This is a genomic window from Micromonospora sp. AKA38 (genome assembly GCF_027925725.1).
In the GTDB taxonomy this organism is placed as follows: domain Bacteria; phylum Actinomycetota; class Actinomycetes; order Mycobacteriales; family Micromonosporaceae; genus Micromonospora.
Genome location: NZ_BNEI01000007.1, coordinates 262,211 through 286,036 on the forward strand (window position 1 = coordinate 262,211; position 23,826 = coordinate 286,036).

The following is a 23,826-nucleotide window of genomic DNA, read 5'->3' on the forward strand; positions in this document are numbered from 1 at the left end:
CCCACGGTGACAGAGAGACGACCAGACGCCAAGCGTGCTGGGCCTAGCGTAGTAGGCTGACGGGTGTGGGCCGGTTCTCCGAGGATGAGCTGCAGGCGGTTGTCTCTCGGTACGAGGCGACGCGGGCGGCTGCGTTGACCGAGCGGGACGAGCAGCTGCGGGCGTTTCACGCGGCCGGATGGCGGCCGGTCGATCTGCAGCGGGTCACCGGATACAGCCGAGAGACCATCCGTCAGGCACTCCGACCGGAAGTCCGACGGGCGACCAACATCAGCCGACGAAGGACCTCACCCCAGCCGCCGGCCGACTACGGGCCCTATGGTGACCGCAAGCCCTACCTGGTGGCCGAAACCCTTGCCCAACTGCAGGGCCCGACCGACGGCATGGTTACACTCCCGCGTCACCTCGACCGGTCCGGGCACGGCGAGTACGACCTGAACCGGACCGCACGCCTGGCCAGCATGTACAAGGTGGTGCTCACCGAAGCCAGCACCGTCGAGGATCTGCACACCTGGCTCGACGCCGACCTCCTTCGGCGACTCTGGCCCACCCTCTGGCTGCCACCCCAGCTCCGCCAGCGCTGGGAGGACGCCTTCCCCGAACTCGCCGCGACCGTCAACAACGCGACGTAGCCGTGGACCCCTTCCACGAACCGGCTCACCCGCGTGGCCCCGCAGATCGAACACCAAATGACCGCGTACCGAACGCACCTCCTTCCGCATATCGAAAGCCGAGATCCTCGCAGATCGAAAATGCGGCCGTTATGATGGTGCCGTGCCCACACCGCACCTGATCCCCCGCCGCGCCGCCGCGCAGGTCGATGCCGCTCTGGCGGACACCCGCGTCGTCTTGATCAGCGGAGCACGCCAAGCAGGCAAGAGCACCCTGGTTCGCCTCGTTGCCGGCGATCGTCTCGCCGAGCGCCGCGATCTTGATCGGGCTCAGGACCGGGCGGCGGCGATCGCCGACCCGGTCGGGTTCGTGGACTCCTCCGAACTCCTGGTCATCGACGAGATCCAGCGCGCTCCGGAACTACTGCTGGCCATCAAGGCAGCAGTCGACGAAGACCCTCGTCCGGGCCGGTATCTGCTCACCGGCTCGTCACGGTTGTTCGGCATGGTTGCCGCCCCGGACGCATTGCCCGGCCGTATGGAAACCGTCGAACTCTGGCCGTTCTCCCAAGGCGAACTCGACGCAGCGCCGGATGGATTCATCGACGCCATCTTTGCGCTCGGCCCGGACCTGCGACACGAGTCGGACGTGAGCCGCGCCGACTACGCGGCCAGGATCGTGCGCGGCGGCCTACCCGAGGCGACCACCCGCACCGACCCACGTCGCCGCCAACGATTCCTCGACGCCTACGTCCAAGCGCTCATCGACCGCGACGTCCGGCAACTGTCCGACATCCAGCACAAGGGCGAGCTACGCAAGCTGATACGCCTACTCGCGGCCAGATCCGCGACCATCATCGCCGCAAACTCCCTCGAATCCGCCCTCGGACTGAGCCGGCCGACGATCGCCCGCTACCTCCAAGCCCTGGAAGAGATCTTCCTGATCAAACGGATCCCCGGCTGGTCCCGCAACCTGGGCACCCGCGCCACCGCCGCGCCAAAACTGATCTTCGTCGACTCGGGCATCGCCGCCAACGAGATCGCGACCGACGCCCGGGCACTGCTCCGGCCGGGCGCACCGTTCGGTCCGCTGCTCGAGTCATTTGTCCTGTCCGAGTTGTCCCGGCAGCTCACCTGGTCCGAGCAGTTCGTCGACCTGTCCCACTACCGCGACCAGAGCAGGTACGAAGTCGACGCGGTGCTGGAGAACCGAACCGGCCAGGTGGTCGGAATCGAAGTCAAAGCTGCCACCACCGTCGGACCCGACGACTTCCGCGGTCTACGCCGACTCGCCGACCGCCTCGGCGACGACTTCATCGCCGGCATCGTCCTCTATACCGGAACCTCCACGCTGCCGTTCGGCGACAGACTCCGCGCAATGCCGGTAAGTGCCCTGTGGCAGGTTTCCGCCTCGACAGCAGACTGACCTCGCCCGCAGGTCACTCCTCAGCCGGTCAGGGCCACCGAGGACCGAAGGGCGTGGCCTGCTGATCTTCAGCAAGCGATCGCAGCAAGCCAAGCCCGCACACCGACCAGCACACGAGGCCAAGAAGTGAAAAGCCGCAGGTTGTCAGCCTGCGGACACCGGCGGAGCGTCGGGTTAGGAAACCGATGCTCTATCCCCTGAGCTACGAGGGCGCGAGGGCCTAGTCTAGCGACCTGGGGGTTCACCTGGGGTGGCAGGGAGTGGCCCGCGTTCGCCCACGTTCCCCGGACCGCCGTTCTCCCAGCTCAGGACCACACCCGGAGCACACGGACCCCGGTTTGCGACCGGCGGTCGGCCGCGGTAACCCGCGTTGGCACCGGTTCACCCCGGTTGGCATCCGCTGGAGAGCACACACCGAGCACATCACCGAAGATCACGGGGCAAACTCAACCTGGCCGACCCGCCTGCCCGCCGCCGCGCCACCCGTGACTTCCAACCAACCCGACCCTATGCGAGGCCGCGACATGAGCCGCGCTGCGGTTGGCCACCACCGTGTCCTTGTCGAGGTCCTGGGTGAGTCTGTGGATCTCTAGCAGCGAGACAGCCCTCGAGCTTGTCCCTGATGGCGGCGGTGTCATGCTCGGCGAACGTCTCGAAGAGGTCGCGGGCCTTCTGCCAGTGCAGGCGGGCGAGAGGGTGGTCTGCGAGGGCCCGGTGCACGTCACCGAGGTGGTCGAGGGCGTACGCCAGGGACAGCAGGATGCCGTTCTCCTCACTGGCCTCGACAGCGGCTTCGAGGCAGGTGACGGCGGTGCGATACCGGCCGAGCCGGTAGAGCAGGGTGCCGAGGCTGTCGAACAGGTACGCCTGGCCGGCGCGATCACCGAGTCCCTGGTGCAGCCGGAGCGCCAGGCGGCAGTGCCGCAGCGCGGTGTGGTACTGCCGCAGCTCGGTGTGCAGGGCGGCGAGGTTGTTGTGGGTGCGGGCGAGACCGACCCGGTCACCGACGTCGGCGTAGAGCCCGTGGGCCAGTTCGGTGTGTTCGACGGCTCGCTGGAGTTGGCCGCGGTGGCTGGCCAGTACCCCCAGGCCGCTGTGGACGCGGGCCTGGCCATGCCGGTCACCGGTTCGGGTGAACAGGTCGAGGGCCCGGGCGAAGTGCCGGTCGGCTTCTGCGATCCGGCGTTGGGCCGAGCAGGCGGCGGCAAGGTTCTGATGCGTGTGTGCGGTGACGGTGGGATCGCCAATGCGTTCGGTGAGCCGCAGCGCGCCATGCTGGAGGTCGAGCCACTGGCCCCGCCACCCCTGGGCTTCGTAGTAGCCGGCGACATGCCAGCTGAGCTGCCATGCCTCGACGAGCAGGTCGAGTGCGGCGGCTTGCCGGGCGGTGGCGGCCAACGCCGCGTGTTCGTCGCGGAACCAGGACAGGGCCTGTTTTCGGTCGCCGATGGCGACCCGCGCCACGTCCGGCGCCGGGGGCGGGGGCGGCGGCAGGGCACGGAGCGGGTCGAGGATGCCCGTGGCGGTGTGTGCGGTGCTGAGGTAGTGGTTGAGCAACCGGCCGACCGCCGCGGAATGCGCCTCGGCTGGGTCGTGCACGCGGAGAAGCTCGGCGGCGTAGACGCGGAGCAGGTCGTGGGTGTGGTACCGGCCGGGCCGGTGTTCGTCGGCGAGCCGGGCCGCGCACAGCTCGCCGAGGGCCCGGCGGGCGGCGTCGGGCGCGGCTCCGGTGAGGCTGGCCGCGACCGGCACGGTGAGATCCGGCCCGTGGTGCAGGGCGGACAACCGGAACATCGTCCGGGTGAGAGGCTCCAACGCCAGGTAGGACCAGGAGAACACGGATCGAAGATCGGTGCGGGGGTCGCGGCCGGCGAACCCGTCGAGTCCGGCGTCACCAGCGACCAACTGGCCCGCCAGGTCGGTCAGACTCAAGGTCGGCGTGATGGCGGTCCGGGCGGCGGCGATGGCCAGCGCCAGCGGCAGGCCGGCGCAGTGATCGAGAATGCTGCTGGCCGCGTCGCGTTCGTGTTCGATCCGGTCCCGTCCGACCTTGCCGGCCAGTAGGCTCTCGGCGGCGGACGCGTCGAGCGGTGCCAGCGTGACCGGGTGGGCGCCGTCCGCGACGACCAGTCCGGCGAGATCGTCGCGGCTGTTCACCACCGTGCGGCAGCCCGGCGCGGCCGGCAGCAGCGGGCGGACCTGCTCCGCGTTGCGCGCGTTGTCCAGCACGACGAGCAGGTGTCTGTCGCTGGTCGTGCTGCGGTACAGCGCCGACCGGGCGGCAAGCCCGTCGGGCATCCGCCTGGCCGGCACCCCGAGTCCCGCCAGCAGGGTGCCGAGCGCCTCGATCGGGTCGACGGCGTTACCCGTCGGGTCGAAGCCGCGCAGGTTCAGGAAGAGGACGCCGTCCCGAAACCGGCCGGCCACCCGGTGCGCCCAGTGGACAGCGAGTGCGGTCTTGCCGATGCCGGGTGCTCCGGTGATGGTGACGACCCGGGCGACGGTGTCGTCCAGCGCGGCCAGTGCGTTGACTCTGCCGGTGAAGCCCGGCACGTCCGCGGGCAGTTGGGCCGGGACGACCAGGTGGTGGCCGACCCGAACGGCCGCTGGCTCGGCGTCAGGGGTCGTCGCCGGGTCGCCGCGGAGGATCGCCATGTGCAGGTCCTGGAGTTCCCGGCCTGGGTCGGCCCCTAACTCCTCGGCGAGCCGGAGTCGTGCAGCGGTGTAGACGTCGATGGCCTGGGCGCTTCGGCCGGCCGCGTGCAGCGCTCGCATCAGAGCCGCGACGAGCGGTTCGGTCAGCGGGTACTCGCCGGTGAGATGGGTGAGTGGAGTGACGAGGACCGTACCGTTACCCAGCCGCAGCTCGGTCTGCGCCCATGCCACGACCGTGTCGATGTGCTGTTGGCGCAGGACGTGCCGGGTCTGCTCGACCCACCGGCCGGAGATGCCGGCCAGCGGCTCGTCTCGCCACAGGTCGACCGCCGTCCGCAGCAGCGACACCCGGTGTCGGTCGTCGGTGCGGGGGTCACGGGCCTGTCGGACCAACCGCGCGGCGTGATGCAGGTCGACGCTGGCCGGGTCCACGTCGATCGCGTAGCCACCGGATTGCCGGACCAGCCGGGGCCGGTTGCCGTCCGGGCCGCCGACCCTGCCGAGCAGGCCGCGCAGGCGCGAGACATGGGCGTGAAGCGCTTTTCGGGGCTGCGCCGGCGGGCTGTCGTCCCAGACCCGATCCACCAGGGTGTCGGTGCTCACGGCGACGCCGGCGCTGACAAGCAGGGCGGCAAGCACCGTACGTTGTTTTGGCCGACCAAGATCGATCTGTTGGTCGCGATCCCAGGCCGCCACCGGCCCCAGCAGGCGAAAGGTGACCATGTCTGCCCCGACGTCTCGAATGGTGATTCTTCGATCTGTTCAGGGATACGGGTGTCGGCCGCGGCACGGCAAGGTTTCGGCAGCAATTCGACAGCCGATCCCGCCCAGGATCCATCCCAGGACCGCGGAGGTCGTGGCCTGAGCCGATCGAGAGGACGGAGACGGATGCAGATGGTGCGACGGGAACGGGCCGGGTCCGATCTGGACCAACGGGGGAGGGCTTCCAACCTGCGGAACGCGGTGGGCGCTGCCCTGCTGGCGGTCGCGATGATGGTGGCCGCGCTCATCACGGCACCGCACCCCGCCTACGCGGGTGACTGGGGAGCGGTGGTCACGGAAACGAACAAGGACAACCGGAAGGAACAGTTCTGGGTCGGCAGCGACGGTGCTGTCTGGCACCGCTGGGAGTCCAGCCCCGGCTCGGGGTACACCAGCGGGAACTGGAGCCTCGGTGGTGTGGTCTCCAGTGGTGTCGGGGTCAGCCACAACCAGGACGGCCGCCTGGAGATCTTCGGCCGGGCGGCCGGTGGCGACCTGAACCACAAGTGGCAGCTCACACCGGGCGGCGACTGGAGTGGCTGGGCGTCGCTGGGCGGCCAACTGAAGGCATACACGGGGGTGTACGCGGACTACTTCTCCACCAACGGCGGCACGCTGCGGGTGAAGGTGACCGGCGTCGACAACGCCCTGCACTACAAGTGGCAGGACAAGCCGAACTGCTGCTGGCGGGACTACTGGCAGTAGGCCCTGCCCGGTCGCGTACCGGAAGGTCGGGTGGGGCGGGCGCCGTGCGGCACCCGCCCCACCCGGCTACTCAGCGTCGGCGAGGGACATTCCGGGAGATCGGACGCCGGAGATCCTCCACAAGTGGCTGGGCGGCACGGAGCACAACATCAAGCGGATTCCAGGCGGGCAGTGGACTCTGCCCCGTGGCGCCCTACGCGCGCATGCCGGCCAGGTTCGCTACGGCCGCCGCCAGTCCGTGGGTTTGCGGACCCGGGCGAAGCCGAGCAGTTCCCGTAGCTGCGGCGCCCAGGTCACACGGTCGGCGGCCAGGTCAGCGTTGAGCGCGACCGCGGCCCGTACCGCCGGGGCGGGAACACCGAGGTGGCGGGCGAGGTCCCAGTCGGTGGCGACCTCGATGTGCACGTCGAACCGTGATGCGAGGGCTTCGGTGAGCACCGCGCCGTGCACGCCCGGGTTGTGCCCGGCGATGACGTAGAAACCATCGGCGGCCTCGACGCGTTCGTTGCGGTAGCCGGGGATGGTGATGACCCGCCTGCCGCCCATCGCCGGATACAGCACGGCGAGGGACCTTCGGCGCGATGAGGTGGCGTCGTCAACCAGCAACGCCCGGCCCTCCCGCATCGCCGCGACGAGGGGTCCGTAGCTGAACTCGAACCCGCCGTCGGGCAGTGGGATGAAGTTGCCGAGGAAGTCCTCCACGACGGTGTCGCCGGTCCCGGCGACGGTGGGCAGATCCGGGAACGCGGCCTCCACCAGCGCGGTCTTGCGGGGCCGGGCGGCCCGTACCGCAGCACCGGGACGCGAAGGGGGCTTTTGCGCGCGGCGGAGACGGAGGCGGCGACCGCCCCGAAAGCAGGGCGCCCGGGCACCCCGGTGGTGTGCAGGGTCGAGGGCAATCCCGTAGGGCTGCCCGGAGGGTGGGTGTCGCCGCCAGCGCGGCGACGACAAGGAACGCAGGCAATCCCGAATCGATCAAGTCGATCCGGGGCCGGCAGCTATGAGCGGCGCAGGTGGACGCTCTATCCCCTGAGCTACGAGGGCGCGAGGGCCCAGTCTCGCGACCTTGGGTTCACCTGGGTGGCAGGGAGTGGCCCAGGAGTCTCGACACGAGTTCGCACAACGCCACCCCTGCCAATCTTGGTTGTTTGGGCTGCTAGGGGTTTTGTCGCGGATGCGGGCCGAGAGGACGTTGAGGCGTTGTCTGGACAGTGCGGCGAAGCTGGACGTGCTGAACACCCGGCGCACGCCGCGGTGGTAGCGGTGGGGCCGAGCCTGGTGCCCCTGCCTGGGGCGGACTCCCGGGAGATCGGCGCGTGGGCGGCGAGTGCCGCGGGGGCTGGGGTAGGTGGTGAGGGTGCCGGCGTGGGGCGAGGAACTCGGCGGCGAGGGTGGTGCCGATGCCGGGCAGCCTGGTGACGGTGGCGGGCTCCCGGGAAGATGACCAGGGGCCGAGCCGCGTGCCGCGGCGGAACCTCTTGGACGACTACTCCTGAGCCGCCGGTCCAAGCCGTCCACACCTGAGCAGGGTTCGGCCGCCCGATCGCCACGCGTGCCGCCGGGGCGGTCGGCGGTACGCCGACACCGATCGTCGTACCGGCGGCCGCTCATCCGTCCCGGCCGCTCGGAGCGAATCCCACCATCGCCGCGAGGAGCGTGGCCACCGGCACGGTGGCGAACCCGACCCGGTTGTCACCGGCCCTGTACGGCAGCCAAAGCTTGCCGTCGTGCACGAGCGCGCCGCAGGAGTGGACGACGTTGGGGACGCAGCCGTCCTGCTCGGCGTCGTCGGGTGACAGAAGCACGCCGGGGGGCGTGGATCCGGGGCGAGGGTGGCGCCGTGCCGGGCGGCCAGGGTGTCGGTCACGACCACCGCCGGGCGTGCTGCACGGTGGAGATCAGCGCGAGGGTCGATTCGGCGCCCTGGTTGAGGTTGGGTCCGTGCGGGGTCAGCCCGTCGTAGCCGCCGCCGGTCGCCGGGTCCCACATCCGCGTACCGACGTCGTTGTCGCCGAGGAACCACCCCACCGCCTGCCGGACGCCGGTCTCCCAGCCGGGGTCGCCGGTGACGGCGGCGGCGGTGGCGCAGGCGTCGGCGAACGCGGCGACCTCGATCGCCTGTTGGTCGTGGCGCAGCCGCGCCGCGCCGCGCCGCCACCCGCCGGCGGGTATGACGGAGAGGTGCCCGTCGCGGAGCTGGACGTCGCGCAGCCAGGTCAGCATCCGCAGGCCGTCGTCGAGGGGAGGGCCGTCGTGGCATAGCTGACTGGCCGCGATGACGACCTCCGCGAGGGCGGCGTTGGCATAGGTCAGGCACGGCTGCGGCCAGGGCCACAGCGGGTCGGTGCCGGGGTCGCCGATCGCGGCGGCCGCGTCCCTGAGCAGGGTGGCCGCATCGGCATGGCCCGGGTGGCGGCGCAGCACCTCGACGGCACCGAGCCCGGCGAAGGCCATCGCGTGCGGGGCCGGGGAGCGCCGTCCGGCGCCCCGACCGAAGGCGACGAGTGCCTCCTCCCGGATCCAGGGCGCGGGGCTGCGGGCGGCGGCGGTGCCGAGCCCCCACAGTGCCCGCCCCCACCAGTCGCCGAGCCCGGGGGTGTCGGTCCATCGCCGGTCGTGGCTGAGCCGATTGCGGAAGGCGCCCCGGGTGTCCTGCGCGTGGGTGAGGAAGGCGAGGTAGCGCTCCGCCAGCCCGAGCACCTCCGGGTTCGGCTCCGGCTCGCGGCTGGTGACGACCAGGCCGCGCGCGGCGTCATCGGTGCAGTAGCCGTGTTCGCGGCGGACGATGGCGTGCCGGGCGTGCTCGAACAGGCCGGTGTCGTCACTCAATCGGCTCAGGTGCGCGAAGCTCGGTCGGGGCGTCGGATGCCGGCGACCGCTGCCCGGCATGCTGGACAGACCGGTGGTCGCGCTCACGCCGACGCCGCGCTGACCGCGGAGGGGCGGGCGGCGACGAGCCGCTCGGCGAGCGCGCCGTAGCGGGCCGCCACCGCCGGCCAGCGAAGGTCCGCGGCCGGCGGCCGGACGCGGCCGGCCAGCCGGGCGGCCAGGCCGGGTTCGGTCAGGATCCGCCGGATCGCGGCGGCCAGCGCCGCCGGGTCCTGATGGGGTACGACCAGGCCGGGCCCGCCGGTGAGCAGCTCGACGGCGTGCGGGAAGGCCGTGGCCACGACGGGCACCCCGGCGGCAACCGCCTCGATGAGTACGCCGGAGGTGACCTGTTCGCGGGAGTCGTAGGGCAGCACGACCACGTCGGCGGAGCGGATCAACCGGGCGAGCGCGGGTTGGTCGTGGTAGACGTTCTGGTAGTCCACGGCGTGGGCGACGCCCAACTGGGCGCCGAGCTGGTGCAGTCCCGCCCGGTACGCCTCCCCCTGGTGCTCGACCACCTTCGGATGGGTCCGCCCGGCGATCGTGTAGGTGGGGGTCGGTTCGAGGTCCTGCAACCGTGCGAGGGCCCGCAACGACCACTCGACGCCCTTGCCCGGGCCGAGCAGTCCCCAGGTCAGCAGGTGCGGGCGGGTACGGCGGTCGGCGGGCACGCGGACGTGCTCGGCGGCGCCGTGCGGGATGACCGTGACCTTGTCCGGACGTACGGCGTAGCCGACGAGCAGCCGGTCGTGAGCCGTGCCGGTCATGGTGACGACCGCTCCCGCGGCGGCGACGATCTGCTCCAGCAGGGACTTCTGTCGGGGCGAGGGCCGGCGGAGCACGGTGTGCAGGACCACGATGCTCGGCACGGTGAGCCGGCGCAGCAGCGGCAGGAGGTCCTCGCCGTCGGCGCCGGGATAGATGCCGTACTCGTGCTGCACGACGGCCACGTCGAAGGTGTTGAGGACGGCCGCGGCGTCCCGCCAGCCGGTCTGCGTACGGGCCGACCAGGTGTGCACGACCCCGGATCCGGCCCCCAGGTCGTCGCCGTGGTCGGTGACCCGGACGATGCCGCCGCGCGTGCCGTCGGCGGTCAGCTGGGTGGCGAGGGCGGAATTGAAGGTGGCCAGTCCGCATCGGGTCGGTGGGTGCGTGCTGAGGAAGCCGTAGCTGGGCATGGGTGTCGGGCCTTCCGGTTGTCGGCCGCCTCGGAGTGGGGGCGGCCTCACGCGGTGTCGGCGCACGCCGGCCAGCGTGTGTGGCCGGCGGAACGGGTCGGTCGGCGATGGCCGGGGGTTCAGCGGTGCGACCGACGGGTGAGACGGTCGTAGACGGTCAGGTAGTCGGTCACCATGCGGTCCGCGCCGAAGCGTTGCCCGGCCCGGGTCCGACAGGTGGCCCGGTCCAGTGCGGCAGCCCGGCCGACGGCGTTGACGGCCTGTTCGACGGTCCGCGCGAGGAACCCCGTCACTCCCTCGTCGACGACCTCCGGCATCGACCCTCTCGCGTACGCGACGACCGGTGTGCCGCAGGCCATCGACTCCACCACCGAGAGCCCGAACGGCTCGTCGAAGGCGATCGGGTGCAACAGCGCGGCGCTCGCGCCCAGCACCTCCGCACGCCGTCGAGGGCCGACCGACCCGAGGAAGACGACCTGCCCGCCGTCGATGTGGGGGGCGACCTGTTCGGCGAAGTACCGCTCGTCCTGGACGATGCCGCAGATGGTGAGCGGCCGGCCGGCGCGGCGGGCGATCTCGATGGCGGTGTGGGTGCCCTTGTCGGGGTGGATCCGGCCGAAGGTGGCCAGTCCGGGGCCGGCGTCGCGGGTGAACGGCAGCCCGGTCAGGTCGACACCGTGGTGCACCGTGGCGACGTAGTCGAGGTCCGCGCTCCGGTCGGCGTCGGAGATCGAGACGTAGGACGAGCGGGCCCGGGCGTACGCGGGGAGGATGCCCGGTCCGGAGAAACCGTGCACGGTGGTCAGCAGCGGCGCGCGGCAGTGTTCGGCGAAGGCGAGCGGCAGCCAGTCGAGGTGGCTGTGCACCAGGTCGAACTCCGACGAGCGAGCCATCGCGTGGGAGACGTGCATCGCCTCCCACACCCGGCCGTCCATGGCCGGATCGTCGGCGTACCCGCGGGGGCACACACCGTCGAGGACGGCGGAGGTGACGGAGTCCAGCGTCGCGAACAGGGTCACCTCCACGCCGTGGGTGACCAGCCCCTCGGCGAGCAGCCCGGTCACCTGCTCCCAGGGGCCGTAGTGGTGCGGGGGTGTCCGCCAGGCGACCGGCCCGAGCAGGGCGACCCTCACGGGGACGGCGAGTCGGCGAGGTCGGCCGGATCGAGACGCAGGGTGGCGAGCAGCCCCACGTGCCTGGCGGGGTCCACCCGCTCCGGTAGTTCGCGCTCGACCCAGTCGGCCCTGGCGTGCTGACCGCGCCCGCGCAGCGTCGCGACGATCCGGTGTCTGGCGATCCCCATCATCTGCCCCTCAGGAAGCTGTTCGGAGTGGTTTCGCGTGCCGCCGCCGGGTCAGCGGAGCATCCCTGTTCTCAGTTGGGCCAGCGAGCGCTTCAGCAGCCGGGAGACGTGCATCTGGGAAAGCCCGACCCGGGCGGCGATCTCCGCCTGGGTCAGGTCACCGGTGAACCGCATGGTCAGGATCCGGAGTTCGCGTGGGGGAAGCGCCGCGAGGAGCGGTCCGAGGATGAGGTGGTCGTCAACGGCCGTGTAGCCCGCGTCGGCGGTGCCGCTGCGCGTGTGGTGTTCGATGCGGTCGGCCGCGAGCCGTGGCTCGTTCAGCGATGGCAGTCGGTACAGACCGAGGGCGGCGACGGCGGCCAGGACCTGGGCGACGGTCACCTCCAGGTCGTCGGCGAGCTCTCGATCCGTCGGCTGGCGACCGTGTTGCTGCGCCAGCCTGCCCCGGGCCTCGGGCACCCGTGCACCCAGTTCCTGGGTCGGACGCGGGACCCGGATCGCCCAGGCCGAGTCGCGGAAGTGCTTCCGGATGCCACCGAGGATGGTCGGGATGGCGTAGGCGGCGAACGACACGCCGCGGCTGCCGTCGTATCCGTCGACGGCCTTGATCAGGCCGAGCGCGCCGACCTGCGCCAGATCGTCGTAGGACTCCCCGCGACCGGTGTACCGGCGGGCCAACCGACGCGCCATCGGCAGATTCGCCTCGATGACGCGGTTTCGTAGCCGTACGCGCTCGGGATCGTCGACGTTCAGGGCGGCGCGTTGACGCATCATGTGTTCGCTGATCCCGGCGACCGGGTTCCGCGTCGGAGGTGAGGCGGCGGCTGTGGGTGTCGCGGCAGAGGTGACCATTGTTCCAGTGCCCCTAACGGGCTGGTGGCGGCGAGACTTGCGCCACCGGGGGCCCGGGCGACACCGTCACCGTACGCCCTCATCCTGAGGACCGACACCCGAACGGGTTCCGGGTGTCGAACCGGTCGTCCGGCGGACCCGTGGTTGACCGGGCCCAGCGTGATCTGCTCGCAGTCGGCGACGATCGCCTGGGACGGGTCGGACGGTCGCCGGTCGCGGCTGCGGCACTCCGCATTGACGCCACCGCGCTACCGGCGGCACCGGACGCGACGACGCCGGGCCGATCGAGGCGAGGGAGCGTACGCTGGCAGTGTCGCTCGGGACCCCCGGTGACGGACAGCCCACCGCAGACGGACGCCCCGTCCGCGACGCCATCCCGATCGGTCCGGTCGCGGGGCTCCCCGCGCTCCCGGCAGGGCACCGTCCATCGCACGTCGGACCGCGACGATCTGTCACGGGTCCGCAATCAACCAGACGCGCCGGCGCACCACCGCGCTCAGGCCGGCCGGATGCTCCTCGGAAGGCGGCGGTTCTCATGACCGCACCCCGGAACAGTCATGTTCGATTCCTCCCACGCGAGGGTCACCCCGGCACCGATGACTCTCGTCCGACTCCTCCGCGACCGGCGGTGCAGCGCTCGCGGGTCGGGGGGCTGTGGGTCGCTGCCGTGGTGTTCGCGGTCGTACTCCTGTTGCTGCTCGTCTTCGTGCTGCAGAACGGGCAACCCGCCGAGGTGTCGTTCCTCGGCGCGCACGGCACACTGCCGATGGGGGTGGCCCTGCTGCTGGCCGCGGTTTCCGGGGTCCTGCTCGTCGCCCTCCCCGGCACCGCCCGGATCGTGCAACTCAGAATGCTGGGTCGCCGTCGCACGCGGAAGGCCGGCGTGCCCGAGCATCGTCCGACTCCCCCGGCGGTGAACGGCATCGCCGTCGTCCCGCTGCCGCCCCGCGCAGCGGATCAGGACTGCTGAGCCGTCGCCGTCACGCACCGGTGCGTGACGGCGACGCGCGCCGCCCGGTCACGTGTGTCGTGACCGGGCGGCGGTGGTGCGCGGGATCAGGCGTGGTGGCCGCCTTCGGTCTCCCAGGCGGCGACGTCGTCGTCGGCTCGCGTCAACCGGCCTTGACGGGGCTGGCACGGTACGGACGCCCCACCAGCGGCGCGTGTGCTGTCGGCGGGGCGCGAAGCCGCGAGCATGGTCGCCGTCGCCACGGCGTACGTGGTTCCAGGTGCGACCACGGCCAGGTCGACTCGCAGATCCCGCGCGCCTGTAATGATCACCAGATCGGCCGCGAGGGTGGTGAACCAACCCACTCTCACCACGGCACCACCGACGCCGATCCGGCCGGGGTGCCGGTCCCAGGCATCGGGCTGAAGCATGATCCGTTCGATCACGCCGCCGCGCCGGGCGGTCAGCGCTGTGACGAGGCTGCACAACTCGACGACCGCATCTCGTGACGTCGGCCACCAGCCGCCGTCGAGCATCGCGCCGTCGGACGGCGAGTCGGCCAGTTGCAGGCGTGCCGCCGGTGGCTCAGGAGTGCAGACCCACGTCATGCGGTCCTCGGCAGAGCGGACCATCAGATCCGCCTCTCCGGTGCGCCGGCGGCCGGGCGGGTGCCGGACTGCACACTGATGGGGACGGGACCGAACCTGGCCATGCGCGGACCTCTTTTGATGGTGGGGCTCCCGGGGAGGGACGAAGGGGTGTCGACGGGGCCAGCCGGTTGCTCAGACCACTCTCGACGGTCAGGCAGACGGTCCGAGCGGAGTACGAGGCGGGTCGACGAGATCGGCCGGGTCGAGGCGCAGGATGGCGAGCAGCCCGGCGTGCTTCTCCGGGTCCACCTGCTCCGGCAGTTCCCGCTCGACCCAGTCGGCCCTGACCCGCTGGCCGCGTTCGCGGAGAAGGCTGACGATCCGCTGTCTGGCGATGGTCATAGGACGTTCTCCCCTGCGGAGCCGCCCGAGAGGGTCGTGCTCACGGGCGGCCGTGCGAAAGCACTGTCTGGATCGCACCACAGGCTTGTCACGATGAGAGTGATGATCGGGACCGACCGAGCAGAGTGGTGGCGACGGCTTGGCGGCCACCGGGGACTCGGGTGACATCTTCACCATACGCCTCGCGGCGTGCTCCCACACCGCCCACGCGGAGCAAGCAGCCCACGGCACCGCGTGTTCACGACGATCGCGGTGGGGCACTTGGACGACAACGAGACGCCCACTGCGACGTCGGCGTTCTCCGGTGGCCACCCGGAACTCCGTGACGGCGACAACGGCGCGGGTGGCGACTACTTCCGCGCCGACCGTGCCTGGCTCTACGTCACCATGCTGACCATCGGCTACCTGGTGGGTCGCGGCCTGGCCAAGTCCGGTAGCCGCGCCGCTCACAACGGCTGACCCCTCGCACCACGCCGCCACCCGGTCACCGCGCAAGCGGACCGGGTGGCGGTTCACGTCACCGTCGGACCGCAACGGGTCCGTTGTTCGTACCGTACTGCCGACAGAAGGCGGAGGCGCGGGCGACAACGTCTCCGCCGGCTGTCGTGACCGCGTTGTGCGCCGCGTGGGCCACCTCACCGCAGGAGCCGCCGGGCGCAGGTGGTTGGCCAACGACAACCACGCCTCGACCGCCCGTTCCCGCAGCGCCATCCGGCCGGGGTCACCGATCGGCGTCCCGGCCAGCTGCCGCAGCAGGTCGTCGCCGTCGGCCGCACCATGGCGGCTCCGCTTCGCCGGCCGATCGCCGACCGTCACGGGTGTCACGACGCGCGTCATGACGGGGTGTCTTTCACCAGGGTGAGCAGTTGCTGGTCCGTACTCCGGGCCGGCGCCTCGTCGGTCGGTTCGACCGAGGAGGCGGCCGGCGGCGGTGCGGCCGGGTCGGCATGCCGCACGGCCTGCTCGGCTGCCCGCTCGTCCTGGGCGCGCTCGTCGTCGGTGGAGGTGGTGCCGGGAGGCGTTCGATCGGGGGTGGGTTCGCCGCCGGGGTGGTGAACCAGGTAGCGAACGGCGGTGTTGAGTACGGCGAGCAGCGGCACCGCGACCAGGCCGCCGACGATGCCCGCGACGACGACGCCGGTGGCGATCGCGAGGATCACGGCAAGCGGGTGCAGGGCCACCGCACGACCCATGATCAGCGGCTGGAGGAGGTGCCCCTCGACCTGCTGGACGGCGATGACCACGCCGAGGATGATCAGCGCGCTGACCGGTCCCTGGGTGACCAACGCGACGAGCACGGCGACCACGCCGGTGACGGTGGCACCGACAACCGGGATGAAGGCGCCGAGGAAGACCAGCGCGGCCAGCGGCAGCGCGAGGGGTACGCGCAGCACCGCCAGGCCGATGCCGATGCCGACGGCGTCGACGAGTGCCACCAGGACCGTCGCGCGCACATAGGACACCAGGGTGTGCCAGGAATAGTGCCCGGCCCGAGCGGCCGGGACCCGCGCCTGGCGGGGAAGCAGGCGACAGATGAAGGCCCAGATCTGGCCGCCGTCACGAAGGTAGAAGAACAGGGTGAACAGGACGAGGAAGAACCCGGCGGCGAGCTCGCCGAGGGTGGCCGCGGTGCTCAGCGCGCCGGAGGTGAGGGCCGCCTGATTGTCGGTGATCGACGCCTGGAGACGGTCGACGGCACCGTCGAGTTGCGTCTGGGACAGGTGCAGGGGCCCCTGCGCCAGCCACCCCTGGACCTGGTCGACCCCTTCCCCGACCTGGGTGCTGAGATCGTCCAGCTGGGAGACGAAGGTCCGGACGATAAGCGTCAGGCCACCGAAGACGACCGTCAGCCCGGTGACGAGGACCAGCACGGCGGCCAGGGAACGGTTCACGCCCCGCCGACGCAGGGCCGCGGCCAGCGGCTCGAACAGGGCCGCCAGGAGCAGGGCGACCGCGACCGGGATCACCACCACCCGCAGCAGTTCGACGACCCGCACGAGCAGGTACGCCGCCGCGACGAACAGGATGATCCGCCACGCCCACGCGCCCGCCGTGCGTACCCCTGGGGGAAGCCCGTCATCGACGGTGGACGCCCGCTGCGCGGCGGGGACCGGCGCGGTCGTGCCGCCGGTCGGCGGGGAGCCGGTGAACGCCGGCGGCTCCCCACCCCGCCGCCGCACCAGGGTGAGACCGCGTCGTGCCCGCCGCCGGGCGGTGTCTGTCCAGGTGGCACCACGTTCCGGGACTCGGGAGAATGTACTTTTCATCGGAGATCCTCAGTTTTGGTACGTCGACCCAGCGCGATCGCGCGGTGGGATCGAGCGGAGAAGGCGGCCGGAGTCGGGTGTCGCCGAAGGTGGGGTCAGTCGACTCCGCCGAGGACGGGCAGTTCCTCCGGTCGTGCGGCGCCGTGCGGCATCCAGTAGCCGGACGGCGGCAGGTCGCCGCGCATCGTCACCAACTGCCCCACGCCCGTTATCTCCAGCAGCCGCCGGGTGTGGCGCCTGGGACGGCACACGATCAGAGCCGTGTCGGCCGTGAGGGCGACGTGCGCCCGGGCGAGGAAGTTGAGCAGCGTCGAGGAGGCGAAGGTGACGTCGGCCAGATCAACGACGACTTCGGACGGCACGACGGCGGACAGTTGCTCGACCACGCCCGACAACGCCGGGGCGGCGTCCATGTCGATCTCACCAGCCAGGCACACCAGGGCGGCGAGGCGTCGCGGGGAGGTCAGCACGGTGATGACGTAATGGTCGCCGGACACCTGGGCCATCAGCCTCACCTCGGCATGAGTCACCTGATGCCGGGGGCTTGGGCAACGACCGCGAAGAGGCCGCAGCTCGATCCTACTGCCGCCCGACCCGATACGCGAACGCCCGACGATCGGGGCGGCCGAGGGCTCCATGCGCCGGCGTCGATTCGGGCCTAGGCTGACGGAAACACTCCGCGAGTTTCTGCTGCCCCAGCCCTCCGGCGGCACCGCACCGGGAAGGTGCCGCTGTGCTCGATGCAGATGTCCTGAGTTCCTGCCGACCGTCACCGCCCCACCTCGGCACCCCGCGCAACCGCGCCATCGGTACGACGCGTGGCTGACCGCGTCTCGTATCTCAGGAACCTCGTCCTGCGGCGGGCCCTCGGGCCCGACGGCAGGAACGACCTGCTGCGGCGGGTGTGCGACGTCGCCGCGCGGGAACTGTCGGCGTGCGGGGTCGGGATCAGCCTGATGACGGACGACGGGATCCGGGCGGTGACCGCCGCGTCCGACCCGGCCAGCGAACGCCTTGAGGAGTTGCAGTCCATGTTCGGCGAGGGACCCTGCGTGGACGCCTTCACCAGCCGCCGCCCGGTGTTGGTCTCCGATCTTCCCGATCTGATGGCCGGGGAGGGCGGTCGCTGGCCGTTCTACGCTCCCGCCGCCCACGCCGACGGACTCCGCGCGGTGTTCGCGTTCCCGCTGCAGGTCGGCGCCGCCCGGCTCGGCGCCCTGGATGTGTTCCGGGACCGCACGGGACGGTTGACCGCCACGGAGTTCGCCGACGCCCTCACCTTCGCCGACGTCACGGTGACCGCCCTGCTGGACCGGCAGGAACAGGCGGGGAGCAGCGGCATCGCCGACCTCGACGACGACGCGGCCGAGTACCGTGCGGAGTTGTTCCAGGCGCAGGGCATGGTCATGGTGCAGCTCGGGATCCCGCTCGGTCAGGCGACGGCGCGGATCCGTGCCCACGCCTACGCGGAGAACCGCCGCCTCAGCGACGTGGCCCGGGACATCGTCGCGCGCCGGCTGCGGCTCGACCACGATGGGCCGCAACCCGGAGGATGCCCATGACCGCGCACAGCCGGACAAGCCGGGAGGCACGCATGACCATCGTCTCAGCCGAACGGATGGCGACGATCTTCGTCGAGGTCGCCGACACCCTGGTGGACGACTTCGACCTGATGGACTTCCTGCACATGCTCACCGATCGGGCGGCCGACCTGGTCAGCGCGGCGGCGGTGGGGCTCGTCCTCGCCGGCCGGGACGGCCGGCTCGAGTTCATGGCCGGCTCGAACGAGAACGTCAAACTCGTGGAGCTGTTCCAGCTGCAGACCCACGAGGGCCCCTGCCAGGAAGCCTTCCGGACCGGTGTGCCCGTCGTCAACGTCGATCTGAGCGAGGCGAGCGTCCGGTGGCCCCGGTTCGCGCCCCGGGCCACCGCGGCGGGTTTCCAGTCGGTGCACGCGTTCCCGCTGCGGCTGCGGACGCAGGTGATCGGGGCCTTGAACGTTTTCGGTGACACCAAGGGCGGCGATTTCGCGGGCACCGATGTGCCGGTCATGCAGGCCCTGGCGGATGTCGCCGCGATCGGACTGCTGCAGGAACGCGCCATCCGCCGGGGCGAACTCCTGACCGAACAGTTGCAGGGCGCATTGAACAGCCGCATCGTCATCGAGCAGGCCAAGGGCGCGGTCGCGCAGGCGACCGGCCTCGGTGTCGACGAGGCGTTCGCCGCCATCCGCGGCTACGCCCGCCGTCACCACCGCAAACTGACCGAGGTTGCCCACGGCATCCTCAGCGACCCCGCGATGCTCGCCCACATCCTCGACGCGTAGCGACCGCCTGTCCGGCCGGTGGCTCACCCGGGGCAGCCGCGCTCTGACACCGCTCGGACGTTGCTGCTTCTCGGGCGGTTACGGGTTGATGCGGCGGGCGGCGAGGCGTGCCGCGTCGGGCCAGCGGACGTCGTGTGCCCAGCCGAGCTTCTCGAAGAGCCAGATCAGCCGGGCGGCGGGATCGAGCTGACCGCGCAGCACGCCGTGACGGGCGCCGGTGGGGTCGGCGTGGTGGGAGTTGTGCCAGCTCTCCCCGAATGACAGGACCGCCAGCGGCCAGAAGTTCGTGGCCTTGTCCTTGCTGGCGAACGGCCGCTCGCCCACGACGTGACAGATCGAGTTCACCGACCACGTGACATGGTGCACCACCGCCATGCGGACCAGCCCGGCCCAGAAGAACCCGGTCAACGCTCCGGTCCACGAGCCGCTGACGAGACCGCCGATCACCGCTGGGAGCAGCAGCGACGCGGCCACCAACGGTCCGAACAGTCGGTCCACGACCCGCAGGTCGCGGTCGGCGAGCAGGTCAGGGGCGAAGCGGGCCTTGTTGGTGATCTCCCGGTTCAGCAACCATCCCAGGTGGGAGTGGAGCAGTCCCTTGGCCAGCGCGGGCACGCCGGTGCCGTAGCGCCACGGCGAGTGCGGATCGCCCTCCCGGTCGGTGAACGCGTGATGGCGGCGATGGTCGGCCACCCATTTGGTGGGGCTTCCCTGCACGGCGAGACTGCCGGCCACCGCCAGCGCGATGCGCAGGCCGCGGCGGGCCTTGAACGATCCGTGGGTCAGGTGCCGGTGGAACCCGACCGTCGCCCCGGCCATCGCGATCACGTAGCCCACGACGGCCATCGAGGCGTCCAGCCCGGACAGGCCCCGGCCCCAGGCCAGCGGCACCGCCGCGATCAGCGCCGCGACCGGCAGCACCAGGAACACCCACAACATCACCAGGGAGCCGGCCGACTGAGTGCCCTCGATCAGCGGCTTCGGCGCCGGACGGGGCGTACCCACACGGACGGCGGACAATTCTGCGCTCATCACCACATACCTTCCGACACCGGTCCGATGATCACGTACGCCCGCTGCGGAGCGTTCAGTCGTGCGATCCCGAACTGGAGGACTGACAAGGGAAGGCCGCGAGGTCTGGGCAGCCGTCCGCCGGCTTTGCGGTAGAAGGCACCGCGTTGCCGGCGCAACGTTGGAGTCGGTGACCCCGATACAGAGATGCCCCCTCAGTAACCGGGCGAAACACCGCCCGCTCGACGTTGCCGTGATCGCTACAGGAGACCGGCGCACGATGAGCGCCGGCTTCCCGGAGGGTCAGCCGGCGAGCGCCCGGCGGCAACGGGCGAGTTCCGCGCGCAGGTCCCGGCGCAGGGCACGGTTCAGGCCGGGCTGGGCGAGCGCCTGGGCGAAGTCGCGGGCCGCCTCGTCCCACCGGCCCAGTCGGGCCAGGGCGGTGCCCCGGTTGTAGCGCGGCACGGGGGCCGCCGACAGCGCCACCGCCCGGTCCAGGTCGGCGAGCGCGGCGGCCACGTCGCCGCGCTCGAACCGGACGGCGGCCCGGTTCGTCCACGCCTCCACCAGTTCGGGGTCCTTGCCCAGGGCACGGGTCAGCAGTTCGTCGGCCTCGGCGGCTCCGCCACGCTCGGCGCGGACCAGTCCCAGGGTGCACAGCAGTGCGGGCTCCTGCGGAGCGCCGGCCAGCCCGGCACGCGCGCCGGCTTCGGCGGCGTCGAGCGCGCCGCGCTCCACATGCAGGTTGACCAGGGCGATCCGGGCGTCAAGGTGATCCGGGTCGATGGCGAGCACGCGTTCCAGATCGGCGCACGCTCGCCCGGGGCGGCCCCGTTCCTGCTGGAGCATGGCCCGGTTGTAGTACGCCTCAGGCAGGTGCGGTCCCAGTCGGATGGCGGCGTCGTAGTCCTTGATCGCGGCCCGGTTCCGGCCCGCCGCCCGGTACAGGGCAGCGCGGTCCACGTAGTACTCGCAGTTGTCGGGGTCGTGGGCGATCACGGTGTCCAGGTCGGCCAGCGCCCGCGCCGGGTCGCCCAGCGCGAGGTGAACCTGCGCCCGGTTGTGGCGCAGCCGGGCCAGGTCCTGCGGACGCTCGCCGGGGCCGAGCGCGGCCGTCAGCCGGGCCAGCCCGTCGTCGACGCGCAGCAGCGCCTGGTCGGGCCGGCCGGCCCGGCTGTCCAGCAGCGCCAGGCCCTGCTCGTAGAAGACGGTCGACAGCAGCCGCTGGCGGGGGTCGGCCAGCCCGGCGGCGAGGTGCAGCGCCCGTTCCAGCCAGAGTCGGGCCAGCTCCGGGTCCTGGTCGGCCGCCGGCAGGTGCCGGGCGTGCAGCATGGCGGTGGCGTACGCCGCCGACATGGTGATCTTCGGATCGTCGGTGACGGCCCGCGCCTCGTCGTAGAGGTCGAGCGCCTCGGCGGCCCGGTCCAAGGCCGCCAGTGCGGTGGCCAGGCCGGTGGTGAATGCCCACCAGTGCCGCAGGTCTCCGTCCGGGGTGACCGCCGCCCGCCCGCGCCGGGCGACCCGGGCCGCATGGTGGTAGAAGCCGCCGGCCAGGCCGTCACCCAGGGCCCGCCGTAACGCCTGCGGGGTGCGCTCGTCGGGCGCCGGGTCGGGGGCTCCGCCATCGCGTAGGTCGAGGCGCACCGGGGCCGACCCGAGTCGGCGGCCCAGCGCGTCCAGCAGTTCGGCGGTCGTCTCGTCGGCGCTGGCGACGTGATCGAACCGGATGGTCACGGGTCGCCGGAGCGTAGCGGCCCAGGCCTCCACCAGTTCCGCCGCGCCGTAGGCCAGGCAGGCGGTCCGGCGGGCGGGGTGGAACCGGATCGGTTCCTCCTCGGCGGCCGGCCGGGCCGCCGGATCGAGCTGGGGGGCGATCGCGCGCAGTTCGACCGTGTGCCGGGCCGCCAGGCGGGGTCGGTCGGCGGCGACCCGGCCGAGAAAGGCCGAGACCCCGGCGTACGGCCCGTGGTCGCGGTGGCAGTCGTAGCGCTCCGGTCCGCCGGTCACCGCCGTGCCCACCGCCGCAGAGGCGGGCGCCCGGGAGCGCCCGCCTGGCGGTCAGCTACCAGCACCACTCGATCCACAGCCGACGTGCGCCGGACACCAGGCGGAGTGCCGTGGTGCGACGGATGGTCATCTTCTTCATAGGAACCTCCGATGTGATCCATCTCAGGATTGGCCCAGAGCGTAACGCCCGTCGATGAAGATATGAAGAGTCCTCATACTCCGGTCCGAACTGTTCCGCCAGCTCGGCGCCTACCGGGCAGGCGGGCGGGTGGTGGCCGGGGGTACGGCGTCGCAGGTGGTGCCGTCGGCGGGTAGCACTCCGTCGATCAGTGCGGCGTCAATGGCGGCATCGACGCACGGGCCGCTGGTGCGGTAGGAGGTGTGGGCGACGCCCTCGCGGGTGAGGAGGACGGCGTTCTCCAGCCGATCCGCCATGGCCTCCGCCCAGTGGTACGGGGACACGTTGTCCAGCCGGCCACCGACCACCAGGATCGGCGGGGCGCCGGCGCCGGTGAGTTCCCGCGTGAAACGGTCCTCGTTCTCGACGGGCCACAGCGCACAGTTCAACGCGCTGTAGGCGGCCCGGCTGCCGAGCCGTTCCCCGCGTTCGGCGATCTTCTTCGCCGCCGCGTGATGCTCGGACAGCTTGCCCAGCTTCGGCCAGTCGACGCACCGGACGGCGTTGTGCGGCTCCTGGAGGATCGCGAACGGACCGCCGAACGGCGCGACCGTGATCTTTGAGACCAGGAAGTGCAGACCCAGGCCGTTGCCCTGCTGCGCGGCGAGCAGGCCCGCGGTGAGGGTGGGCCAGAGTGTCCGGTTGCCCGCAGCGGCCCGTACGGCTTCCAGGGCCATTGCCCCGTCGAGCGTGCCGCCCGGCGTGAGGCCCTCCACCGGGGGGACCCGCAGCGGCTTCGCCTCCAGCCTGGTGATCAGCGCGTCGAGCGCGGCCTCCGGATCACCGTCGCCGAAGGCGCACACCCGCACGCCTTCGGCACGGCAGGTCGTGAACCAGGCGTCGAGCGTCTCTTCGTTGGAGCGGGCGACGTCGTCCAGCAGCCGCAGCGGGTCGTTCTGCCAGAGGCTGGTGTCGACCGGGGCGTCGATCACCATCTGGCGTACGCGGTCGGGGAAGAGCGTGGCGTACATCGGTCCCACGACCGTGCCGTAGGAGGCGCCGTAGAAGGTGATCTTCTCCTCGCCGAGCGCGGCGCGTACCTGGTCCAGGTCCCGGGCCACGTTGTCGGTGGACAGGCTCGCCAGGAACTCGGGGCTCTGGTGGGCCAGGCAGCCCTTCGTGAAGGTGCGGGCGTCGGTGCGCAGCGTGCCGAACGGCTTCCCGCCGGGGATGGTCGGGTCGCGGTTCTCGGCTGCCTGCTCGGCGCGTTGCTCGTCGGTGAGGCAGCGCACGGCGCCGGACTTCCCGACCCCGCGCGGGTCCATGCCGACGACGTCGAACCGGGCGACGACGTCGGGCGAATAGGGGCCCTTGTCGTTGGCGGCGTCGATGGATGCGACCGTCTCGGTGGCCGGCACCCCCGGACCACCCGGGTTGATGAACAGGCTGCCGACGCGTCGGGCCGGATCGGTGGCACGGTGCCGGGTCACGGCGAGCTTGATCTGCTCGCCGTCGGGGTCCGCGTACTCCAGGGGCACCTCGACGGTGGCGCAGTCGAGTCCCTGCCCGCACTCCTCCCACCGTGCCGACTGCGGGGTCGGCGCGGGCACGGTGGGGCCGGAGGTCTCCGTGGCGCGGTCCGCCGCGGCCGTGCTGACCCCACCGGTGCAACCGGTCAGGGCCAGCACGGCGGCGGCCAGCACCGCGGCGATCCGTGGTGGTCGGGGTGACACGCTGTTATGTCGCTGGGAAAGTGGCATGTCATCGACGCTAGGCGGGCCAACCGGCTCCGT

The 23,826-nt window shown here is 71.7% G+C and carries 22 protein-coding genes; 7 read left to right on the forward strand and 15 right to left on the reverse strand.

Annotated elements, in window-relative coordinates; genetic code table 11:
- Positions 1-65: 65 nt before the first annotated feature.
- Complete coding sequence (locus TPA0908_RS28465) at positions 66-632, forward strand: hypothetical protein (protein ID WP_281943202.1); 567 nt, start codon at positions 66-68, stop codon at positions 630-632.
- A 142-nt stretch (positions 633-774) separates the two neighbouring features.
- Positions 775-2,037, forward strand: a complete 1,263-nt coding sequence (locus tag TPA0908_RS28470; protein WP_281943204.1) for an ATP-binding protein — start codon at positions 775-777, stop codon at positions 2,035-2,037.
- Between the two features lie 507 nt (positions 2,038-2,544).
- Here TPA0908_RS28470 and TPA0908_RS28475 read toward each other — a convergent pair.
- Complete coding sequence (locus tag TPA0908_RS28475; protein WP_281943206.1) at positions 2,545-5,415, reverse strand: AfsR/SARP family transcriptional regulator; 2,871 nt, start codon at positions 5,413-5,415, stop codon at positions 2,545-2,547.
- A gap of 165 nt (positions 5,416-5,580) precedes the next feature.
- On the opposite strand from TPA0908_RS28475, the gene TPA0908_RS28480 reads away from it, so the two are divergent.
- Positions 5,581-6,159: a PLL family lectin gene (locus TPA0908_RS28480; protein ID WP_281943208.1), complete on the forward strand. Its 579-nt coding sequence runs from the start codon at positions 5,581-5,583 to the stop codon at positions 6,157-6,159.
- A gap of 219 nt (positions 6,160-6,378) precedes the next feature.
- On the opposite strand, the gene TPA0908_RS28485 is transcribed toward TPA0908_RS28480, so the two are convergent.
- The 7 genes from TPA0908_RS28485 to TPA0908_RS28515 all read right to left on the reverse strand — a co-directional run bounded on the left by TPA0908_RS28485 (position 6,379) and on the right by TPA0908_RS28515 (position 12,285).
- Complete coding sequence (locus TPA0908_RS28485) at positions 6,379-6,915, reverse strand: AAA family ATPase (protein WP_281943210.1); 537 nt, start codon at positions 6,913-6,915, stop codon at positions 6,379-6,381.
- Positions 6,916-7,766: 851 nt separating this feature from the next.
- Entirely contained in the window at positions 7,767-7,964 is a 198-nt protein-coding gene (locus TPA0908_RS28490) for a glycoside hydrolase family 130 protein (protein WP_281943212.1), read from the reverse strand.
- A gap of 58 nt (positions 7,965-8,022) precedes the next feature.
- Complete coding sequence (locus TPA0908_RS28495; RefSeq protein ID WP_374709266.1) at positions 8,023-9,075, reverse strand: glycosyltransferase; 1,053 nt, start codon at positions 9,073-9,075, stop codon at positions 8,023-8,025.
- Positions 9,072-10,208: a glycosyltransferase gene (locus TPA0908_RS28500; protein WP_281943214.1), complete on the reverse strand. Its 1,137-nt coding sequence runs from the start codon at positions 10,206-10,208 to the stop codon at positions 9,072-9,074. Before TPA0908_RS28500 ends, TPA0908_RS28495 begins: the two co-directional genes overlap by 4 nt.
- 119 nt (positions 10,209-10,327) lie before the next feature.
- Positions 10,328-11,341, reverse strand: coding sequence for a glycosyltransferase family 4 protein (locus TPA0908_RS28505; protein WP_281943216.1), 1,014 nt, complete (start codon positions 11,339-11,341; stop codon positions 10,328-10,330).
- Positions 11,338-11,511, reverse strand: a complete 174-nt coding sequence (locus TPA0908_RS28510) for a hypothetical protein (RefSeq protein WP_281943218.1) — start codon at positions 11,509-11,511, stop codon at positions 11,338-11,340. Before TPA0908_RS28510 ends, TPA0908_RS28505 begins: the two co-directional genes overlap by 4 nt.
- 51 nt (positions 11,512-11,562) lie before the next feature.
- Positions 11,563-12,285, reverse strand: coding sequence for a SigB/SigF/SigG family RNA polymerase sigma factor (locus tag TPA0908_RS28515; RefSeq protein WP_281943220.1), 723 nt, complete (start codon positions 12,283-12,285; stop codon positions 11,563-11,565).
- A gap of 745 nt (positions 12,286-13,030) precedes the next feature.
- Here TPA0908_RS28515 and TPA0908_RS28520 point away from each other — a divergent pair.
- Positions 13,031-13,333 carry a LapA family protein gene (locus tag TPA0908_RS28520; protein WP_281943222.1) on the forward strand — a complete coding sequence of 101 codons (303 nt, stop codon included), beginning with the start codon at positions 13,031-13,033 and terminating at the stop codon, positions 13,331-13,333.
- Positions 13,334-13,419: 86 nt separating this feature from the next.
- Here the strand turns inward: TPA0908_RS28520 and TPA0908_RS28525 are convergent, their stop codons facing one another.
- Positions 13,420-13,944 (reverse strand): DUF5994 family protein, encoded by a 525-nt coding sequence (locus tag TPA0908_RS28525; protein WP_281943226.1) that lies wholly within the window; start codon positions 13,942-13,944, stop codon positions 13,420-13,422.
- A 168-nt stretch (positions 13,945-14,112) separates the two neighbouring features.
- The gene (locus tag TPA0908_RS28530) at positions 14,113-14,304 is read right to left on the reverse strand and encodes a hypothetical protein (RefSeq protein ID WP_281943228.1); all 192 of its coding nucleotides are present in this window, start codon (positions 14,302-14,304) and stop codon (positions 14,113-14,115) included.
- Positions 14,305-14,538: 234 nt separating this feature from the next.
- Here TPA0908_RS28530 and TPA0908_RS28535 point away from each other — a divergent pair, with 234 nt between their 5' ends.
- Positions 14,539-14,763 carry a hypothetical protein gene (locus TPA0908_RS28535; RefSeq protein WP_281943229.1) on the forward strand — a complete coding sequence of 75 codons (225 nt, stop codon included), beginning with the start codon at positions 14,539-14,541 and terminating at the stop codon, positions 14,761-14,763.
- Positions 14,764-15,137: 374 nt separating this feature from the next.
- Here the strand turns inward: TPA0908_RS28535 and TPA0908_RS28540 are convergent, their stop codons facing one another.
- Positions 15,138-16,571: an AI-2E family transporter gene (locus TPA0908_RS28540; protein ID WP_281943230.1), complete on the reverse strand. Its 1,434-nt coding sequence runs from the start codon at positions 16,569-16,571 to the stop codon at positions 15,138-15,140.
- A 95-nt stretch (positions 16,572-16,666) separates the two neighbouring features.
- Positions 16,667-17,077, reverse strand: a complete 411-nt coding sequence (locus TPA0908_RS28545; RefSeq protein WP_281943232.1) for an STAS domain-containing protein — start codon at positions 17,075-17,077, stop codon at positions 16,667-16,669.
- A gap of 312 nt (positions 17,078-17,389) precedes the next feature.
- On the opposite strand from TPA0908_RS28545, the gene TPA0908_RS28550 reads away from it, so the two are divergent.
- The gene (locus tag TPA0908_RS28550; protein ID WP_281943234.1) at positions 17,390-18,133 is read left to right on the forward strand and encodes a GAF and ANTAR domain-containing protein; all 744 of its coding nucleotides are present in this window, start codon (positions 17,390-17,392) and stop codon (positions 18,131-18,133) included.
- 32 nt (positions 18,134-18,165) lie between these two features.
- Positions 18,166-18,897, forward strand: a complete 732-nt coding sequence (locus tag TPA0908_RS28555; RefSeq protein WP_281943235.1) for a GAF and ANTAR domain-containing protein — start codon at positions 18,166-18,168, stop codon at positions 18,895-18,897.
- A 78-nt stretch (positions 18,898-18,975) separates the two neighbouring features.
- Here the strand turns inward: TPA0908_RS28555 and TPA0908_RS28560 are convergent, their stop codons facing one another.
- The 3 genes from TPA0908_RS28560 to TPA0908_RS28570 all read right to left on the reverse strand — a co-directional run bounded on the left by TPA0908_RS28560 (position 18,976) and on the right by TPA0908_RS28570 (position 23,793).
- A complete protein-coding gene (locus TPA0908_RS28560) occupies positions 18,976-19,929 on the reverse strand; it encodes an acyl-CoA desaturase (protein ID WP_281943237.1) in 954 nt (317 codons plus the stop codon).
- Positions 19,930-20,211: 282 nt separating this feature from the next.
- A complete protein-coding gene (locus tag TPA0908_RS28565; RefSeq protein ID WP_281943239.1) occupies positions 20,212-21,915 on the reverse strand; it encodes a tetratricopeptide repeat protein in 1,704 nt (567 codons plus the stop codon).
- 249 nt (positions 21,916-22,164) lie between these two features.
- Positions 22,165-23,793 (reverse strand): alpha/beta hydrolase, encoded by a 1,629-nt coding sequence (locus TPA0908_RS28570; protein ID WP_281943241.1) that lies wholly within the window; start codon positions 23,791-23,793, stop codon positions 22,165-22,167.
- Between the last annotated feature and the right edge of the window lie 33 nt (positions 23,794-23,826).

What these genes read in the sequence shown, in the direction of transcription:
- TPA0908_RS28560 (WP_281943237.1), bottom strand. Translation starts at nt 19,929, where the DNA reads ATGAGCGCAGAATTGTCCGCCGTCCGTGTGGGTACGCCCCGTCCGGCG.
- TPA0908_RS28510 (WP_281943218.1), bottom strand. Translation starts at nt 11,511, where the DNA reads ATGGGGATCGCCAGACACCGGATCGTCGCGACGCTGCGCGGGCGCGGT.
- TPA0908_RS28555 (WP_281943235.1), top strand. Translation starts at nt 18,166, where the DNA reads ATGACCATCGTCTCAGCCGAACGGATGGCGACGATCTTCGTCGAGGTC.
- TPA0908_RS28525 (WP_281943226.1), bottom strand. Translation starts at nt 13,944, where the DNA reads ATGGTCCGCTCTGCCGAGGACCGCATGACGTGGGTCTGCACTCCTGAG.
- TPA0908_RS28480 (WP_281943208.1), top strand. Translation starts at nt 5,581, where the DNA reads ATGCAGATGGTGCGACGGGAACGGGCCGGGTCCGATCTGGACCAACGG.
- TPA0908_RS28515 (WP_281943220.1), bottom strand. Translation starts at nt 12,285, where the DNA reads ATGATGCGTCAACGCGCCGCCCTGAACGTCGACGATCCCGAGCGCGTA.
- TPA0908_RS28475 (WP_281943206.1), bottom strand. Translation starts at nt 5,415, where the DNA reads ATGGTCACCTTTCGCCTGCTGGGGCCGGTGGCGGCCTGGGATCGCGAC.
- TPA0908_RS28540 (WP_281943230.1), bottom strand. Translation starts at nt 16,571, where the DNA reads ATGAAAAGTACATTCTCCCGAGTCCCGGAACGTGGTGCCACCTGGACA.
- TPA0908_RS28500 (WP_281943214.1), bottom strand. Translation starts at nt 10,208, where the DNA reads ATGCCCAGCTACGGCTTCCTCAGCACGCACCCACCGACCCGATGCGGA.
- TPA0908_RS28570 (WP_281943241.1), bottom strand. Translation starts at nt 23,793, where the DNA reads ATGCCACTTTCCCAGCGACATAACAGCGTGTCACCCCGACCACCACGG.
- TPA0908_RS28530 (WP_281943228.1), bottom strand. Translation starts at nt 14,304, where the DNA reads ATGACCATCGCCAGACAGCGGATCGTCAGCCTTCTCCGCGAACGCGGC.
- TPA0908_RS28545 (WP_281943232.1), bottom strand. Translation starts at nt 17,077, where the DNA reads ATGGCCCAGGTGTCCGGCGACCATTACGTCATCACCGTGCTGACCTCC.